Origin of the sequence: Tabrizicola sp. TH137 (assembly GCF_002855575.1) — a bacterium.
GTDB lineage: Bacteria > Pseudomonadota > Alphaproteobacteria > Rhodobacterales > Rhodobacteraceae > Paragemmobacter.
The window spans coordinates 98,600-114,578 of record NZ_PKRQ01000007.1; the positions used below are offsets into that span (position 1 = coordinate 98,600).

Here is a 15,979-nt window from a genome sequence, read left to right on the forward strand (position 1 = left end):
CGCTCTTGCCCTCGGGCGCAATTTCCTCCCCGCGCGGGCGGCGACTGCGGCACAAAGGCCAAAGGCCGGGCTTTCGCCCGGCCTTCTCTCCTGCCCTTCGGTCTTGTGCCGACCTGCTCAGTCCTCGACGTGCTTGCTCAGGATCGCGTTGTTCGCGGTGTCCACATACATTTCCCAACGCATCCCGGCCGGGTCGATCACATCCATCTCCACGACAGACCCGTCCTCGCGGCTGATGTCGAGAATGCGGTAGCCGCGCGCTTCCCAGTTTCCGGCCACTTCGGCCAGCGGCAGCACCACACCGGACCCCGACAGGCCGTCATCCGCCCCATGGCCGCCATGGCGGCGCCCGTGATCATCGCCCGGGCCATCATCGGCGCCATGGCCACCATGGCGACGCCCGTGATCATCGCCCGCGCCGTCATCACTGCTGCGACCACCCCGGTCGCCACCGCGGTCGTCGCTGCCCCGATCATCGCTGCCGCTGTCATCGCTGCCGCCATAGGCGGTGCTCGTCACCGACATCAGCGAAAGCGCGCCGACGACGGCGGCGACCAGAGCGAAGCCCATCGAGATATGGCCTGCACGGCGGAGTTCATTGGAGGTCATGGCATCATCCTTCATCATGTTTTCGGTTGCCCCTCACTGCGGGATGACACAGCTTTGCCACACGCTGCCTGACAGCGGCCTGACCCGGATTGTCAGCGAACTGTCAGCTTCGTTCTGCTAGGGTGCGCCCATGATCCGACCGGCCCTCCTCTGTCTTCTCCTGCTGCTCAATGCGGCAGCCCCCGCCCTTGCCAAGGACGGGGATGGCGGCGGTGGTGGCGATGACAAGGGCGGCCATGGCAGCGACGATCGCGGCGGCGACGACAATGGCGGCGACAGCGATGACAACGGCGGCGACAGCGATGACGACGACGGCAGCGATGCCCGCGCCGGGGTCTCCTCAGGCATGATCCTGCCGCTCGCGGCCATCCTTGCCCAGGTCGAACCGGAATATGGCGCGCGCATGATCGACGCCGACATCAAGAAACGACGCGGACGCGTGATCTATGAAATCGAGATGATCACCCGCAACGGCCGCGTTCTTGACCTTCAGGTGGATGCCGCGACCGCCCGCGTCCTGGATATCGAGGTCGATGACTGATGCGCGCCCTCATTGTCGAGGATGACGCCCGCATCGCGGATCTGGTCGCGACCGCCCTCTCCGCCGCAGGCTTCCGGACCGAAACGGTGGCGGATGGCGACACGGCATGGTTCCAGGGCGGGACGGAGGATTATGACATCGTCATCCTCGATCTCGGCCTGCCGCGCCTTGATGGCCTTACCCTGCTGAAACGCTGGCGAAGCGAAGGGCGGGGCTTTCCGATCCTGATCCTGTCCGCCCGCGGCACCTGGTCCGAACGGGTGGAAGGAATCGAGGCCGGGGCAGATGACTACCTGCCCAAACCCTTCATGGTCGAGGAACTCACCGCCCGTGCCCGCGCCCTTGTCCGCCGGGCAGCGGGGCACGTGCAGACCGTCCACCGCCTCGGCGCGCTGGCCATCGACACCAACCGCATGACCGTCACCCGCGACGGCCTGCCCGTCGCCCTGACCCCGCTCGAATTCCGCCTTCTGTCCTATCTGCTGCTGAACCGCGACCGCACCGTCGCGCCCAGCGAATTGCTCGATCACATCTATGGCAGCGAAGACGGACGCGAGGCGAATGCGATCGAGGCCGTCATCACGCGGCTGCGCCGCAAGCTCGGCTCCGGCGCGATCGAAACCCGGCGCGGCTTTGGCTACCGTCTCGGAACCGATCCATGAGGCGCGCCTCCCTCCGCCTGCGCCTTGCCCTCGCCGGGGCGCTGGTTCTGATCCTCACTCTCATCGCCGCGCAGATCGGTCTTTCCATCCTCTTCAACCGCCATGCCGAACGCGCAATAGCGGCCGAACTTTCCGACCGCTCCGATTTCCTGATCGCCGCCGTCGAGGCCGGGGCCGATGGCAGCCTGACCCTTCCCTCCCCCCCAACTGACCCGGCCTATGAACGCCCCTATTCCGGGCGCTACTGGGCTGTCGCGTCCGACGCGGAAAGCTGGACCTCGCGGTCGCTCTGGGATTTCACCCTCACCCTGCCCGCGGCCCCGCCTCCGGGGGAAGATGCCATCCTCACCCTGCCCGGCCCGCAGGACACCTCCCTTCTCGCACTGGACCGCAGCGTGATCCGCAGCACGGCGCAAGGCGACCGGACCCTCCGCATCACCGTGGCGCTCGACCGCGCCCGCATCGACGCGGCCCGCGCCGCTTTCGAGGCGGAGATGCTGCCCTGGCTCGCGGCGCTCGGCCTCCTGCTCCTCGCCGCGGGCGCAGTGCAGATCGTGGTGGGCCTTGCCCCCCTTGCCACCCTCGGCCGCCGCCTGGGCGATCTGACCAGCGGCAGGGAAGACCGGATCGGCGACAGCGTTCCCGTGGAAATCGCCCCGCTCGCCCGCCAGATCGACGCCCTTCTGGAGGCCCGCGCGCAGGAAATCGACCGCTCCCGCCGTCGCGCGGCCGACCTGGCCCATGGGTTGAAAACCCCGCTCCAGGCGCTTCTCGGCGAAGCCCAGCGCCTGCGCAGCCAGGGCCGCAACGACGAGGCAGACGGCGTGGAAACCGTCGTCCACTCGATCCGCAAGCAGGTGGACCGCGAACTTGCCCGCGCCACCATCGCAGGCAGCGCAGCCTCCGTCCGGGCCGATGTCGCCCGCGCCGTTGAAGGCGTGGTCGCCGTCTTGCGCCGCACGCCCGCCGGGGCCGCGCTCGACTGGCGGATCGACGCGCCCGCGCAGCACTTCGCCCGGATCGACAGCGCGGATCTGACCGAGGCTCTGGGGGCCCTCGTCGAGAACGCCGTCACCCATGCCCGCGCCTGTGTCACCCTCACCGTGGCACGATCCGGCCCGCATATCCACGTCACCATCCGCGACGACGGCCCCGGCATGCCCTCCGATCAGATCGCCCGCCTCCGCCAGCGCGGCCAGAGGCTGGATACAAGCGGCGAAGGCTCCGGCCTCGGGCTGTCCATCGCCGATGAAATCGCCGTCAGCGCCGGGGGCGACCTGATCATCAAGGATACGGGGCAAGGCCTTGCCGTTACCCTCGTGCTTGCCGCCTTGCCCGAGGCCTGACCCGGCGCCGCGACCGCAATCTTTCCTTCAATTCGACACCGAATCGCAGTTAATGATTGTGACTCTCACTTTGGCCGGCCCTGCCGGACGACCTTTCCCATGTCCCGCCTGCAAAAGATCGCCGCCATCAGCATCTGCATCGCCCTCCTCGTGCTGGCGCTGAAGATGGGCGCGTGGTGGGTGACGGGCTCCATCGCCCTCTTTTCCGAAAGCACCGAAAGCCTGGTCAATCTGGCCTCTTCCCTCGCGGCCTTCTTCGCCGTCTGGCTGGCCTTTCGCCCGGCGGACAACCGTCATCCCTTCGGCTTCCACAAGGCGGAACTGCTCAGCGCCCTGTTCGGCGGGACGCTCATCACCCTCGCCGCCGTGATGATCCTGCGCGAGGCGGCGGCGGGTCTCTTCGATCCGCAACCCGTCACGGCGATGTTTCAGGGTCTGATGCTTTCCGGGCTGGGCAGCATCATCAACGGCCTGTGGTGCTATGTCCTCATCACCGAAGGCCGCAAGCTGCGCTCACCCGCGCTTCAGGCCGACGGGCGGCACTTGTTTTCGGATGTTCTCTTCTCCGCTGCTGTCATCCTCGGCCTCGTGGCCAGCAGCCTCACGGGTTGGCTGATCCTCGATCCGCTGATCGCGGGCCTTGTCGCGCTCAACGTCCTGCGCACGGGCCTGTCTGTCGTCCTCGGTGCCGTGCGCGGCCTGCTGGACGAAAGCCTGCCCGAACGCGAACTGGAAAACATCCGCGCGGTGATCCATGCCGAAGGCGGCGACGGGCTCAGGATGCAGGACCTCCGCACCCGCCATGCCGGGGCGGCCACTTTCATCGAATTCCGGCTGATCCTGCCCGGCGGCATGACCGTGGCCACGGCACATGGCCTGACCCAGCGCATCACCCAGGCTTTGCAAAGCGCGACACCGAACACACAGGTCACGATCCATATCGAGGCCGACAAGGGCGCAGCGCCCCCCTTCTCGGTCATCGACGGCGGCCGCAAGGACCGGGCCTGACCAAAGCCGCGCACCGCAGGGGCCAGACAAAGCGAGGGGCCGGACACCACTCTCGCGCTATCCGGCCCCCGGCATCTTCCTCAGGCGTCTCACTGCACGGGCTTGCCCAGTCGCATCTCCAGCAGCGCCACGAATTTCTCGCGGAATTCCGGGCGGCCCGAGAGGATCGTCATCACCTCGTTCGCGCCCCAGTCCTTCACATCCACCCGGCCCGTGTTGGCCCATTGTCCGATCAGGATCTGTAGTTCAGTCAGTTCACGGTCATACATGTCTTCCATCGCCATATGCAGAACATCGTCCCGCAAGGGGCCCCGGCCGGTATCCCGGCCGGGGGCGTGTTTCATCAGAAGGAGAAGGACGAGCTGTCGAGGTTATGCGCCCCGCGCAGCGTGATCGAGAAGTCGGCATCGGCATCGCCGTCGGTGAAGCCGTCGATGATCGTGTCCACACCGTTCTCCGTCGCGACTTCGCGGATCACCAGGCTGCCTGCCGCCGTCGTGCCCTGCTCGGCCAGCGTGAAGGCCTGGTTGCCGTTCACACCCACCATCGCATCGATCCCCGACAGGTCGATCTTGTCGCCCGGACGGAAGTCCGTGATCACGTCGCCATCCGCAGCACCGGCCGAGACGAAGACAAAGACATCCTCGCCATCCCCGCCCGTCAGCACGTTGATCGACAGGGAGGCCTTGATCACGTCATTGCCCATCCCGCCGGTGGCGTTCTCGATCCCCACCAGGTGATCTGTCACACCGCCGATGCGCGCCGTCCCGATGGCCGTGTAGGCCCCCAGATCGATCACCGCATCCTCGGTCAGGGCCGACAGGTCGAGCGTGTCAATCCCCGCGCCCCCGAAGAGCATGTCCGCCCCGTCGCCGGACGCTGCGAGGAAGACATCATCCCCTTCGCCGCCCAGAAGAACGTCACGGCCCGCGCCGCCTTCGATCGTGTCACCGCCCGATCCGCCGACGCCGACATCATTGCCGCCATTGCCGAGGATGATATCCGCCCCGCCTTTGCCAAGCAGCGCATCGCCCTGCTCGCCGCCGACGATCACGTCATCGCCCGCATCGCCGACCATGACACCCGCCGAAGACCCCGGCATCAGCACCACACCCTCGACAACCGGCGCCGTCGTCCCGCCGCCCGTGCCGGAGCCGGAGCCCGAACCTGTGCCAGTGCCCGAACCGGTGCCGCTGCCCGAACCCGTGCCAGCGCCCGGATTGTCGTCATCGGCATCCTCGGCCTCGTCATCCGCCGGATCGTCATTGCCGCCCGACGAGGTGTCTTCGGACCCGGTTCCTTCCGAACCCGTGCCTTCCGACCCTTCGCCTTCCGAACCGCCCTCCGAACCGCTGCCCGACCCTTCCCCTTCGCCCTCGCCGGGCTGATGGGTGCCCTTCGGCGACAGCGTCGGCAGGCTGTCCATCGACCCCGCGAAAGTCACCGAATGGGTGCCGTTCGACATGGTGATGGTGCCGTCCTCGTTCTCGGTGGCCGTGTAAGAGGCCGGATCGGTGCCTTCCGCGATCTCGATCACATCCTGCGCCCGCAGCGAGCCGACGATGAAGTCGTTGCCACCGTTGGACCGGAACAGGATGCGGTGCGCCGATTGCAGATCCGAGATATCGACCGTATCGCTGCCCTCGCTGCCATTCACCGTGATGGTGTTGAAATTGAGGTCGGTCCCGTTGAAGTTGCCGCGCGTCTGGACCGTGTCGTTCCCGGCGCCCGTGTTGATGACGATCTCGTCGATCCCGGAGAGTTCCGAAACCACGGCCCCATTCCGGGTGATCACGATCTGCGTCGCAAGGGCAAGGCCCGTGATCCCGGCGTTCAGCGCCGCGTTGCGGGAATAGACGATGAAGGCTTCCGCCGAGGCATCGCCATTGATCACAAGCGTATCCTCGCCCAAACCACCGGTCACGGTGTCACGCCCATGCCCGACGAACCAGTGGATCGTGTCATCCCCAGCCCCGGCCTGGATCGTGTCATTCCCCAGACCGCCCGAGATGGTGTCGTTCCCGGCACGCGCCGTCACCAGATCATTCCCACCGCCGGCGAAGATGATCTCGATACCGCCCGTTCCGTCCACCGTGGTCCCGGCATCCGTGCCGTTGATCACGTTCAGCGTCGGCGCACCTGCGTCGAGACCGAACTGGATGCGCTCGATGTTCGACAACCGGTCCGCACCTTCGTTCGACAGCGCCCGGCCCGAGGTCGGGTCCACCGGACCCACCGCATTGGCCACCGTATGCGTCACCGTCAGGCTGTCATCCGCGTTGACCGCGACATCGTAATTGCCGCGCGCATCCCAATAGACCGCGGTGTCGATGCCGGTATTGGCGGCATCGCCGTCCAGGATCTCGCGCACCACGTTCAGGTCGGCCGCCTTCACATCCCGCGCAAACAGCGCCTGTTCCAGCGTCTGGCCTCCGAACATGACCGCCCCGGTAGCAATGTCGAAGATCTGCTTGGTCAGGCCATCGGTCGTGCCGATCACCGTGCCCGCCGCATTCTTCACCTCGATCCGGACGTTCAGCCACTTGTCACCGTCGATGATGTCGTCGCCCGCCATCCCCTTGATGGTGTCGTTGCCGCCACCGCCCAGGATGATGTCGTCGCCATTCACCGTGCTCATCCGCGCCACCTTGGTCTCAAGGGTGTTCGGCTGGGTCAGGGTGAAGGTCGCCAGATGATCGACCAGTTCGCGCAGGCCGCGGACCATGTCGATGTTCTCTTCCAGCAGCGCGTTGGAATAGGACGCGATGGGAGAGGTCGCCGAAACCTGAGCCGCGTTGAAGGCATCGTCATAGGCCCCCACCACGACTTCACGGCCCGTCAGCTTGTCGTTGTTGTTCCAGCCCGACAGGCCTTCGACCAGGTCGAAGCGGTCCCGCAGGATGTTGTTCTGCTGGTTGACGAAGATGCTGATGTTCATGTCGGCATCGACATCGTAGTTGTTGTCCTTGTAGGACACCCAGTCGAACCCGGCCATGCCGTTGTTGCGATTGATGCCGATCCCCTGGATCATGATGTCGTCGCCGGATTCCGCGTCGAAGTCGGTGTCGTTCTCGCCCGCCTTCATCACGTCATGGCCGATGATGCGGCTGTTGAAGAACAGTTCCGAATTGTCGCCGGTCAGGGTGTTCATGTTCCCCTGGCCTTCCATCCAGTCATTGCCTTCGTTGCCATAGACGATGCCGCCACCCCCGGTGGGCGACCGGATGAAGTCATCCCCCTGCCCGCCGAAGATGTCCTTCGCTTCGTCGCCACCGGCCAGAACGTCGCGCCCGTCGCCGCCGAAGATCAGGTCAAGACCCATCCCGCCGTTGATCAGGTCGTCGCCGCCCTGCCCCTTGATCACATCCGCCGCGCCGATATCGGTGCCGCTGTCGGTGATCAGGTCAGACCCTTCGCCGCCATGGATGTGATCCACGCCGAAGCCGCCTTCGATATCGTCATCACCGTCATAGCCCCACAGGCCGTCATCGCCCGCACCGCCGATGATCGTGTCATCCCCGGCCGTGCCGCCGATCACGACATGCTCGCCACCCAGATATTTCAGATAGTTTGCATCCCGCACCACGAGGCTGGCCGAACCGTTCATGGACGACAGCACGTCCATCTCGCGGGTCGGGTCGGCGCTGCCGATGCCGGTGTTGAACTGCTTGGCCTGATCCACTTCCAGAACCCAGGCCGCCGTCTGGAAGGCCGCCCCGTTGATGGAAAGTCCCAGATGCTCGCCATCCGTGTTGCGGTTGATCAGATCGGCGAAGCTGTCGCTTTCCAACTGGGTCAGCAGGTTCATGCCCTGCGTCCGGCTCAGGTAGTAGAACCGGTCACCGTTCTGAAGCGCCTCCATCTGCGCTTCGAAGACGAAGGTGAAGGTCGATCCCAGCATCCCGCCGAAGGGCATCTTGGCCTCGGCCAGACCGCCGATCCAGAAGTCCACCTTGTTGAGACCGGTCTCGACACCCGCCCAGGCCCCGGTTCCGTTCAGGAAGGCCAGCCGGTCCTCCGGCGCACCGGCCCCGCCCAGCACCAGCTTCATCGCCGCGTCCCGCTTGGCCTCCATCGTGGTCGCCCCGGTGATCGTTCCATGCGTGCCATAGGCCGCGATGAAATTCACCACCGACAGCGGCGTCTTGATGTTGGCGGCAAAGTCCGTCCAGCTTTCATAGGGTTTCAGATAGGTATTCCCCGTCTGCTCGAAGAACTGCGCACGCGCCTCGTTCAGCGAGGGAATGCCCACATCCCGTGCCCGGGCGATGTTCAGCGCGGCCAGGTCGAGCGGCAGCCCCACCAGGTTGTTGCGCAGGGCATCGGTCAGGAATTCGTCGATCTCGTTGCCATGCTGGCGGGTCATGCCGCGCAGGATCGCCCCGGCCGCCGCATGGGCGTCGATCCCCTGCGCATCGAACATCACCGGGTTGAGGAAGGCATCGAACAGCTCGACCGTCGTCATCCCCGGCGTGCCGCTTTCGCCCAGGGTGCCATTGGCATCCAGCAGACCCAGCATGTCCACCGTTTCGTTCAGCATCGAATGGCCGAAGCGATAGACGACCTGCGCGAATTCCTGGCTGATGCCGACCGGGATCTCGACCGAGTTCGAGAAGACGAAGGGGTCGATCTGCGGCGCGACGGCGCGGACAAACTCCTCGAAGACGAGGTGCTGATACACCATCTCGGTCGAGAAGCGTGCCGTCTGGAACAACCGCTCGCCATCCCAGACCAGCGCGGCCTTCTGCGCATCAGTCAGCGTCGCGGGGTTCGTGCCGGGAGGCAGATCGTTCAGCAGGTATTCATTCAGCAGCGCAAGATCGGTGGACCCCAGCAGCGTCGCCTTCACCGCGTCGATCTGGCGGTTATGCTCGCCATGGAAGACGGTATGGATCGCGGTCAGCGCGATGTTTTCGTTGCCGCGTCCGTCACCCACGATGAAGTGGCGGTCCAGCAATTCGTTGTCATAGGTCGTCGCCTGGCCGAACGCGTTCAGCGGCTGGGCATTGCCCGTCGCCGTATCGGCATCCGGATCCTTCTGAACGGCACCGGTCGTCGGGTCGCGGTCATCATCCACGAAGCCCGGAGCCGCGTCATGCGCGATGTCGTTCAGGAAGGCGCGTCCCGCGCTGAGCGCAGAGGCCGCCAGCGTCATGGCCGGACCACCGGCAACCACCGGCAGTTGCCCCTCGACGAAACCGGTCGCCGTCACCAGTTGCGGCAGGCCATTGGCGCCGCGCACGAATTCGCCGTACAGATCGGTCAGGATCGCCGGCACCGAATGGACGTTCAGGTCCGAAAGCTCGATCCCCAGCAGGTTGCGCGCCTGATCCTTGATGTCGGCCCAGGTGGGCGCACCGCCATTCGCGCCCTCCAGCATCCGGCCCGTCGCCATCGGCTCGCCGTCCACCATCACATATTCGCGCAGGAAGACCTGATGCGACGGGTTCGAGGTGTAAAGCTGGTTCAGGTCGATCCAGGGCGTGGTTTCGTTGGCATTCTCGCGGATGATCTCGCCATTCGGGCCAAGCTGGTTCGTCGCCCGCGTCAGCACCATGAAGTTGGTCGGGCTGTTCGGCACGTAAAGCGGGTCATCCGGCTGAAGCATGATGAAGACCGATCCAGCCCCGCCCTTCTGCGTCAGATCGAGGCCATGGTCGAAGAACTGGCCGAAGATGGTGAAGAAGCTGTTATAGGGCGCGGTATCGCCAAGATCGGCCGCCACGTTGCCCAGAAGGACGTTCACGCCGTCCATCTCGATCCCGTATTCGGTCAGCAGAGCCTGCACCGCTGCGTTCGCAACCGCCGCCTCGCCGAAGGGAAGCAGCGCGTTCTGCGCCGCCGTCACATCGGCCTGTTCCGCGGTCACGGTGGTCACGGCCGCATCATAGGCCGTCTGGGCCGATGCCTCGGCAGCAATCGCATCCGCTAGGGCCGTTTCCGCCGCCAGCAACACCGCCGCCGCAGCCCCGGCATCCGCCGCAACGGCATCCTGTGCCGCCTGAAGATCCGCTTGCTCCTGTACCAGCACGGATTCCGCGGTCACGACGGCCTGATCCGCCGCCGCCTTCTCGTTGATTTCCGTGGCCAGCGTGGTCTGCGCAGCCTCTTCATTGGCAATGGCAGTGTCCAGCTCGCTTTGCGCGGTGTTCACCACTGCCTGCCTCGCGGCCACGTCGGCATCCGCTGCATTGTCCGCCGCCACTGCGGCATCATAGGCGGCTTGCGCATCTTCACGCGCCTGCGTCGCCAGGGTGACCTGAAGCGCCGCCAGCAGATCGTCGATCGGGTTCAGGGGTGTCGTCGCCGCCGCATCCAGTGCCGCGAGCGCAGTATTCAGATTGGCCTGCGCCGTCGCCAGTTGCGCCGCAGCAGCAGCCTTGCTGCTTTCGGTCGTCGCGGCAATGGCCTGAGCCGCCGACAGATCGGTCTGCGCGGTGGCAAGCGCGTCCTGCTTGGCCGTCACTGCCGCTCCGGCATCCGTCACTGCCGTCTGCGCCGCAGCGAGTTCCGCCGCAGCGGCCAGTTGCGCGGCCAGGGCCGCATTCAAGGCAAGCTGCGCCGCATCTACACTCGCTTCCGCCGCCGTCACGCCGCTCATCAGGGCGTCAAAGGCGGCCTGCGCGGTGGCTTCCGCCGCCGTTGCCGCCGTCACCGCGCTTTCCGCCGTGGTCAGCGTCGCCATCTTGGCGTCACGGTCGGCGATGGCCGCCGCCAATTGCCCCTGCTGCGTGGCCAGGTTCGCCTCAAGCGTGGCCAGGCTCAGGCCCTGCGTCTGCGCCGCTTCCGCCTGCGCCGCCTCAAAGGCCGCATGGATCTGCTGCGACACGGTCAGGTTTTCCACCCCGACGATGCCGGCAATCTGCAAGGCGGCCGAGATCGCGGCGATATTGCCCAGCGTCTGGTCGGCCACGAGGTTGGAAATCGTCCGCGGCTGGCTGTCATAGACCGACCCGGAGGTCTGCGCATAGCTCGTCTGCTGGCCGTTGCGCGGGTTGGTCTCCGCCACGTTGAATTCCGGCGTCAGCAGCCGCAGCATCACCTGGTCCGACGCGCCATTGTTCATGTAGCCGATGGTGTAGTTGTTCAACACGCCCGACACGGTCCGCAGCCCCGTCGGAATCAGCGGATTGGTGATCAAAGCCTCCAGCGATGCCCGAGCGTCGGCCCCGCTCTGCATCGCGGAGCTATGCGCTTCGGCGATCTTGATCTGCTCCAGAATATGGGCGAGGTCGTTCAGGTTAAGCGTGACCATGGCAGTATGTCCCTGTGTTGAACCATGACGGAGGGACAGGGCGGACCTGTCCTTTCGGATGGTCCCATGATCACGATTTGGCCATAATCGAACAAAGGCCGACGGTCCGACAGCCTTCTGAAATAGGTATAAGGCCCCATCAGACAAAAGTCTGATAAAGCCGAGACCTATTGCCCCAAAGGCCCATCCGCAGAACAGGCGCAGTGAGGATGGGGCGCCATCACGCCCCTGTTATTCTTGGCAAACTGCCACAAATGCGACTGACTTGCAATAGCTTTGCAAGGCACTCGCATTCGCATTCGCACCTTTCGCCAGGTCGGACCAGACGTCGCGCCACAGCCGGGGACCACTCTGCAACCCCATGATTCTGATCGGCGAATGAGAATTGTTCGCGCCATCTTTCGGCCACAATTCCGCAGCCGCGCGCCCCGTCACGCCCGCTGTCACATACCCCGCCCCACCTGCGCCGCCACACCCTTGACCAGCCCGCCGGAACCTCCCCCCATCGGATGATTCGCCTCCCATGGCGCGATCGGTATGCCCGCCGCCCGCGCCTGCATCAGGCGCGGCGGAACCGGCACGAAGGCCCCGAAGGGCCGCGCCAGCCCTGCCTCCAGCCGCGCCACCATGGCCGTGACGGCTGCCCGCCGTCCCTCTGGCGCAAGGAAATCTCCCCGGACATGGATCGCCGCCGCCATCAACCGCACCAGCGCGGCCACCCCGTCCGGATCGGGCCGTTCCGGCGCAGTCCAGAACCCGTCCAGTCCGCCCTGATGCGTCAACCCGGCCATGCCATAAACCGCGATGCCCCGGCACAGCACCGGACAGCCCGCCTGAAGCGCATGCAGCCCCACCGTGCTGTTGACCACGACACAGCCCGCCGCATGGCGCAGCAGAAGGCCGAGGTCGCCGCCATCCAGAAACAGCACGCGATCGGCCACGCCCGCCCGCCGCGCCATCCGCGCCACCACGCGCGGCCAGTTGATCCGGCCATTGTCCATCGGGTGCCGCTTCACGACCAAAAGCCCCTCCGCCGGCCCATGTCGCGCATGCGAAGCGATCACCTCGGCAAGGAAATCCCGCAGATCGGCATAGCCGGAATTGGCGCGGATCTGATAATCACCCGCCATCTGTAGCGCGATCAGATGGAACCGCCGCCCCTCCGCGATCAGCCGCGCCACCGCCCGATCCGCAGCACCTGCCCCGCGCCAGGCCTGCACATGGCGCGGCAGATAGGACAGGTATTCCAAGACCGGGTTCACCGCCCGATCCGCCCGGAACCCCGGAAAGACAGGCGCGAACAGCCAGTTGCCCAGATGACAGGCGACCTCCGCCACCGCCTCGGATGCAAAGCCATGGCCATAGCGCCGCTGCATCTCCGGCTCCGGCAAGCCCGCCGCCAGCCGCTTCACCAGCGCCAGATCAGCCGGGAAATGGGAAAAGGCGCCCTGTCCGCCCTCCTCGACCAGAATCCAGTCGGGCCGCAGATAGCCGTTTTCATAGGACACGCAACGCACCCCCAGCCGCCGCGCCGCCCGCTGTGCAGCCACATGATGCGGCTGCCGGTCGGCATAATAGACCAGATGGGTGATCCCCTCTGCCCGCATCCGCGCCTCGACCCAGGTCTCCCACTCCTCGAACCGTCCCCGCCACAGGACCGCCCCCGCGCCCCGCCCGAACAGCCAGTCACCGAAACTCAACAGCACGCGCGTCACGTGATGCCCCCGCGCCGCCAGCGCCGCGCCCAGTTCGCGGGCAAAGGGCGAAGGCGGGCCCTGCAACAGCATCACCCGCATGGCGCCACGCCTTGCATCCGCCCCGTCCCTGTGGTCTGCCATAAGGCGTAATGAGTGCTCGCCTTTCCAGGTATCCGACCATGCCCGATCTTGTCCGCATTCGGCACGCCACCGCCCCGGCGATCAGCCGCCTCGCCCTCCATCTCTTCGACCTTGCCGCCTATGAGGTGCTCTACCGCTTCTCTCCGGTGGCGCGGAAACGCTTCTTCAACAGCGGCTACCTGCCCCTCTCGCCTGATTTCCGGCAGCTTCCCGCCCTTGCCGGGGAAGAGGCCAGTGCGATGATGTATCACCTCCTGCTGGCCGACCTCGTCGCCGATCTTGCGCCGGACCCGGAGGTGATCCTCGATGTGGGCTGTGGTCAGGGCGGCGGGCTCCACTATGCCCATGCCCTCTATCCGAAGGCCCGCCTGATCGGGACGGACCGAAACGGCACCGTCACCCGCAAGGCCGCGCGCTTTCTGGCCACGATCCCGCAAACTCGGCTCGTCAAGGGAACCGGCAAGCGCATCAACCTGCCCGATGCCTGCGCCGATTTCGTCCTCTCCGTCGGTGCGCCAACCTATTTCGGCCTGTCCACCTATGTTGCCGAAGCCGCCCGCTGCGCCCGTCCCGGTGCGGTCATCGCCTTCTCGGCTGGCTACCGTCAGGGCGACCATGCCGCCATCCAGGCCGAACTGCGGCAGGCCGCTGCCGAAAACGGCCTTGCCTTCCACCTCTATCGCGACATCACGCCCCAGACCTTCGCCGCGCTCAAGGCAGATATCCCCCGCCGCGCCGAGGAGCTGGCCCGCGTGCCCTGGCCTTTCCGGGCCTATGGCTGGAAATGGGCCGACATGCCCGGCAGCGAGGAATATGCCGAATACACCTCCGGCCGACGGGCCGATTTCGCCTGCGTGCTGCACAAGCCGTAACCGCACCACCACCCCCTAGAGCGGTCGCGTCGCGAATTCCCGCAGCCAGCGGTCACGGCTCAGCAACCGGGGCAGCGCCAGCCGCCAGCTGCGCCGCGCCACGCGCCGCCAGACCGCATATTGCAACCCCAGCCACAGCGTCTGCGCCAGATACAGCAGGAACCGCCCGCGCTGCGGCCGCATGACCAGACAGGACCGCGCCATCGGATCCAGCGCCAGAAGATAGGGCTGCCCCCCGATCCGTGCCGGGTCCGGCGCGCCCATCTGCAAAAGCCGGATCGCCCGGCCCTGCGGACGCAGCAATACCATCAGCACCAGTCGCACCACCTGCCACGGGCGCGGATCGGGCGCCTGCGCCGAAAACGGGTCCGGCCGCGTCATCTCCTCCGGCCTTGCGCTGACGCGGGCCGGTGGCGGTATCCCCTCCACCGCCCGGGTCAACTCTCTGTGCAGCCGGGCCGCATCGGCCGAAAGCGCCACATCCGGGCCGTTCAGGAAATCCCTCAGCGCCATCAGGCAGGCCGCGGCAGAGCGATAGCGATGCACCAGAAGGTGATGCAGCACATAGCCGATCACATGCAAGGGCCCGGGCAGATCGCCCAGTCCGGGATGCGCCACCGCCATGATCAGGCTGTTGCGCAGGTCATAGTAATGCACGATCCCCGCATGTTTGTAGCGCACCGAGGCATGCCAGACCCCCAGCCCCGGCAAGGGCACCGTTTTGACCCCGGCCTCCTTCAGGCGCAGCCCGTATTCGATGTCATCCCCCCGGATGAAACAGGGCATCGGCAATCCGCAGCGGCGGACCGCCGTCATCGGCAGCAGGCAGAACCACCAGCCGTTGTAATCCGCCTGCGGCACCCGTTCCCACAGCGTCATCGCAGCCGGGTCCGAAAGATCGGTCCCGCCCCCTTCCACCATCGGCAACCAGTTCCGGCCAAGCCGCCCCCAGGCCTCCTGCAACCGATGCGGCCGCTCCAGTTCCAGCGCCTGCCCACCAACGGCCACCTCTCCCGCAATCCGTGCAAAGGCCAGGGCGCGCCAGATCATCCGCGGGTCCAGCCGGATGTCGTCATCCATCAGCAGCAGATGGGTCGGGGCCGTCTCTCCCTCCTGCGCCTCGATCATCGCGCGGGCAAAGCCGCCGCTGCCGCCCAGATTTGCCTGTTGCACCACCCGGAACAGCGGCCGCTCCAGCAGATGGCGCAGCTCCGACCGCTGGAAAGGCCGCCCGTGATTTACCAGCACCACCCGCTGCAAGGTCGGCGACTGCGCCGCGAAGTGCGACAAGGCCAGCAGCGTCCCTTCCAGCAGCGCCTCGCGGTTCATCGTGCAGATGCCCACGACAAGGCGCAGGGGCAGATCGGCCACCGGATCGGTCACATAGCCCAGCTCCTCGATGACCGCCCCTTCCGCCGTCGCCACGGACAGGCTCAACCGCAGGATTTCTTCCTCCTCCTCGGGGCCTTCCGTCCAGACCCAGTGCAGCGCCTCGGCGCCTTCCCCCTCATCCATCCAGTCGGCAAGAATGCGGCTCCCCCCGCCGGCAAGATGGGCGGTGACCCGAAGGGACACCACCCCCCGCGCCCGGCACAGCACACCCAGCCGATCCAGCCGCACATGCGCCCGCCAGACATTCAGATAGAAGGCGTTGAAATAGGTATCCGTCTCCATCCGCCCGCGCGGCGGCAACCGGAACGCCCCATCCGCCACCGGTTCGACCCGGCTCCCCTCTTGCAGATAGAGGCTGACAGGAACCCCCTCCAAAGGGGTCAGCACGGATTGCAGACGCATGGCGTCAAGCACTTCCTGACGTCGGTCGAACGGACTCATCGGCAGCCTACTCTC

General features: G+C 66.2%; 10 protein-coding genes. 5 read left to right on the plus strand and 5 right to left on the minus strand.

Going from position 1 to position 15,979, the window contains the following annotated elements; translation table 11 throughout:
* Nucleotides 1–117: 117 nt before the first annotated feature.
* Complete coding sequence (locus C0V75_RS19075; RefSeq protein ID WP_143710457.1) at nucleotides 118–609, minus strand: PepSY domain-containing protein; 492 nt, start codon at nucleotides 607–609, stop codon at nucleotides 118–120.
* A gap of 130 nt (nucleotides 610–739) precedes the next feature.
* Here C0V75_RS19075 and C0V75_RS19080 point away from each other — a divergent pair, with 130 nt between their 5' ends.
* From C0V75_RS19080 to C0V75_RS19095, 4 genes are all read left to right on the plus strand, one after another.
* Nucleotides 740–1,150, plus strand: coding sequence for a PepSY domain-containing protein (locus tag C0V75_RS19080; protein WP_101922570.1), 411 nt, complete (start codon nucleotides 740–742; stop codon nucleotides 1,148–1,150).
* The gene (locus C0V75_RS19085; RefSeq protein WP_101922571.1) at nucleotides 1,150–1,812 is read left to right on the plus strand and encodes a response regulator transcription factor; all 663 of its coding nucleotides are present in this window, start codon (nucleotides 1,150–1,152) and stop codon (nucleotides 1,810–1,812) included. The genes C0V75_RS19080 and C0V75_RS19085 overlap by 1 nt, the downstream gene beginning before the upstream one ends.
* Nucleotides 1,809–3,158 (plus strand): HAMP domain-containing sensor histidine kinase, encoded by a 1,350-nt coding sequence (locus C0V75_RS19090; protein ID WP_101922572.1) that lies wholly within the window; start codon nucleotides 1,809–1,811, stop codon nucleotides 3,156–3,158. The genes C0V75_RS19085 and C0V75_RS19090 overlap by 4 nt, the downstream gene beginning before the upstream one ends.
* Nucleotides 3,159–3,257: 99 nt before the next feature.
* On the plus strand, nucleotides 3,258–4,166 hold the full coding sequence (locus C0V75_RS19095) for a cation diffusion facilitator family transporter (protein WP_101922573.1): 909 nt from the start codon (nucleotides 3,258–3,260) through the stop codon (nucleotides 4,164–4,166).
* An 89-nt stretch (nucleotides 4,167–4,255) separates the two neighbouring features.
* Here the strand turns inward: C0V75_RS19095 and C0V75_RS19100 are convergent, their stop codons facing one another.
* The 3 genes from C0V75_RS19100 to C0V75_RS19110 all read right to left on the minus strand — a co-directional run bounded on the left by C0V75_RS19100 (nucleotide 4,256) and on the right by C0V75_RS19110 (nucleotide 13,259).
* On the minus strand, nucleotides 4,256–4,510 hold the full coding sequence (locus C0V75_RS19100) for a hypothetical protein (RefSeq protein ID WP_101922574.1): 255 nt from the start codon (nucleotides 4,508–4,510) through the stop codon (nucleotides 4,256–4,258).
* The gene (locus C0V75_RS19105; RefSeq protein ID WP_101922575.1) at nucleotides 4,510–11,421 is read right to left on the minus strand and encodes a peroxidase family protein; all 6,912 of its coding nucleotides are present in this window, start codon (nucleotides 11,419–11,421) and stop codon (nucleotides 4,510–4,512) included. The genes C0V75_RS19100 and C0V75_RS19105 overlap by 1 nt, the downstream gene beginning before the upstream one ends.
* 443 nt (nucleotides 11,422–11,864) lie before the next feature.
* Nucleotides 11,865–13,259, minus strand: a complete 1,395-nt coding sequence (locus tag C0V75_RS19110) for a capsule biosynthesis protein (RefSeq protein ID WP_101922576.1) — start codon at nucleotides 13,257–13,259, stop codon at nucleotides 11,865–11,867.
* Between the two features lie 38 nt (nucleotides 13,260–13,297).
* On the opposite strand from C0V75_RS19110, the gene C0V75_RS19115 reads away from it, so the two are divergent.
* Nucleotides 13,298–14,131 carry a class I SAM-dependent methyltransferase gene (locus tag C0V75_RS19115; RefSeq protein WP_158241886.1) on the plus strand — a complete coding sequence of 278 codons (834 nt, stop codon included), beginning with the start codon at nucleotides 13,298–13,300 and terminating at the stop codon, nucleotides 14,129–14,131.
* 15 nt (nucleotides 14,132–14,146) lie between these two features.
* Here the strand turns inward: C0V75_RS19115 and C0V75_RS19120 are convergent, their stop codons facing one another.
* Nucleotides 14,147–15,964: a glycosyltransferase gene (locus tag C0V75_RS19120; RefSeq protein ID WP_101922578.1), complete on the minus strand. Its 1,818-nt coding sequence runs from the start codon at nucleotides 15,962–15,964 to the stop codon at nucleotides 14,147–14,149.
* Between the last annotated feature and the right edge of the window lie 15 nt (nucleotides 15,965–15,979).

Excerpts from the sequence above, each read along its gene's own strand:
- C0V75_RS19075 (WP_143710457.1), bottom strand. The coding sequence starts at position 609 with ATGACCTCCAATGAACTCCGCCGTGCAGGCCATATCTCGATGGGCTTC.
- C0V75_RS19080 (WP_101922570.1), top strand. The coding sequence starts at position 740 with ATGATCCGACCGGCCCTCCTCTGTCTTCTCCTGCTGCTCAATGCGGCA.
- C0V75_RS19085 (WP_101922571.1), top strand. The coding sequence starts at position 1,150 with ATGCGCGCCCTCATTGTCGAGGATGACGCCCGCATCGCGGATCTGGTC.
- C0V75_RS19090 (WP_101922572.1), top strand. The coding sequence starts at position 1,809 with ATGAGGCGCGCCTCCCTCCGCCTGCGCCTTGCCCTCGCCGGGGCGCTG.
- C0V75_RS19095 (WP_101922573.1), top strand. The coding sequence starts at position 3,258 with ATGTCCCGCCTGCAAAAGATCGCCGCCATCAGCATCTGCATCGCCCTC.
- C0V75_RS19100 (WP_101922574.1), bottom strand. The coding sequence starts at position 4,510 with ATGAAACACGCCCCCGGCCGGGATACCGGCCGGGGCCCCTTGCGGGAC.
- C0V75_RS19105 (WP_101922575.1), bottom strand. The coding sequence starts at position 11,421 with ATGGTCACGCTTAACCTGAACGACCTCGCCCATATTCTGGAGCAGATC.
- C0V75_RS19110 (WP_101922576.1), bottom strand. The coding sequence starts at position 13,259 with ATGGCAGACCACAGGGACGGGGCGGATGCAAGGCGTGGCGCCATGCGG.
- C0V75_RS19115 (WP_158241886.1), top strand. The coding sequence starts at position 13,298 with ATGCCCGATCTTGTCCGCATTCGGCACGCCACCGCCCCGGCGATCAGC.
- C0V75_RS19120 (WP_101922578.1), bottom strand. The coding sequence starts at position 15,964 with ATGAGTCCGTTCGACCGACGTCAGGAAGTGCTTGACGCCATGCGTCTG.